The sequence below is a fragment of the Streptomyces chryseus genome, assembly GCF_014650755.1.
GTDB lineage: Bacteria > Actinomycetota > Actinomycetes > Streptomycetales > Streptomycetaceae > Streptomyces > Streptomyces chryseus.
The window spans coordinates 1-1,735 of the sequence record NZ_BMVO01000070.1 but is presented as its reverse complement, the minus strand read 5'-3'; the positions used below and the strand labels follow the sequence as shown (position 1 = coordinate 1,735).

Annotated in this window: 1 rRNA gene; it reads right to left on the bottom strand. The window is 56.3% G+C overall.

Annotation, left to right across the window (positions count from 1 at the left end):
* A 23S ribosomal RNA gene (locus tag IE185_RS32790) occupies positions 1-1,735 on the bottom strand; the annotation flags it as partial.

The window sequence follows — 1,735 nt, the reverse complement described above, 5'->3', positions numbered from 1 at the left end:
TCCACCCGTTGCCGGGCTTCCACATCTGGCCTATCAACCCAGTCGTCTACTGGGAGCCTTAACCCCTCAAAGGGGGTGGGAATACTCATCTCGAAGCAGGCTTCCCGCTTAGATGCTTTCAGCGGTTATCCTTTCCGAACGTAGCCAACCAGCCATGCCCTTGGCAGGACAACTGGCACACCAGAGGTTCGTCCGTCCCGGTCCTCTCGTACTAGGGACAGCCCTTCTCAATATTCCTACGCGCGCAGAGGATAGGGACCGAACTGTCTCACGACGTTCTAAACCCAGCTCGCGTACCGCTTTAATGGGCGAACAGCCCAACCCTTGGGACCGACTCCAGCCCCAGGATGCGACGAGCCGACATCGAGGTGCCAAACCATCCCGTCGATATGGACTCTTGGGGAAGATCAGCCTGTTATCCCCGGGGTACCTTTTATCCGTTGAGCGACAGCGCTTCCACAAGCCACTGCCGGATCACTAGTCCCGACTTTCGTCCCTGCTCGACCCGTCGGTCTCACAGTCAAGCTCCCTTGTGCACTTACACTCAACACCTGATTGCCAACCAGGCTGAGGGAACCTTTGGGCGCCTCCGTTACTCTTTAGGAGGCAACCGCCCCAGTTAAACTACCCATCAGACACTGTCCCTGATCCGGATCACGGACCGAGGTTAGACATCCAGCACGACCAGAGTGGTATTTCAAGATTGACTCCACACACACTGGCGTGCATGCTTCACAGTCTCCCACCTATCCTACACAAGCCGAACCGAACACCAATATCAAACTGTAGTAAAGGTCCCGGGGTCTTTCCGTCCTTCTGCGCGAAACGAGCATCTTTACTCGTAGTGCAATTTCACCGGGCCTATGGTTGAGACAGTCGAGAAGTCGTTACGCCATTCGTGCAGGTCGGAACTTACCCGACAAGGAATTTCGCTACCTTAGGATGGTTATAGTTACCACCGCCGTTTACTGGCGCTTAAGTTCTCAGCTTCGCACGCCCGAAAGCGCACTAACCGGTCCCCTTAACGTTCCAGCACCGGGCAGGCGTCAGTCCGTATACATCGCCTTACGGCTTCGCACGGACCTGTGTTTTTAGTAAACAGTCGCTTCTCGCTGGTCTCTGCGGCCACCCCCAGCTCACGGAGTAAATCCGATCACCAGTGATGGCCCCCCTTCTCCCGAAGTTACGGGGGCATTTTGCCGAGTTCCTTAACCATAGTTCACCCGAACGCCTCGGTATTCTCTACCTGACCACCTGAGTCGGTTTAGGGTACGGGCCGCCATGAAACTCGCTAGAGGCTTTTCTCGACAGCATAGGATCATCCACTTCACCACAATCGGCTCGGCATCAGGTCTCAGCCTCAATGAGGGACGGATTTGCCTACCCCTCGGCCTACACCCTTACCCCGGGACAACCACCGCCCGGGCTGGACTACCTTCCTGCGTCACCCCATCGCTTACCTACTACCACCTTGGGCCGGCGGCTCCACCACTTTCCTTTCCCCGAAGGGTCCGGAACGGCTTCACGGCCTTAGCATTAATGGATTCGATACTGGGCGTTTCAAAGCGGGTACCGGAATATCAACCGGTTGTCCATCGACTACGCCTGTCGGCCTCGCCTTAGGTCCCGACTTACCCTGGGCAGATCAGCTTGACCCAGGAACCCTTAGTCAATCGGCGCACACGTTTCTCACGTGTGTATCGCTACTCATGCCTGCATTCTCACTCGTGAACCG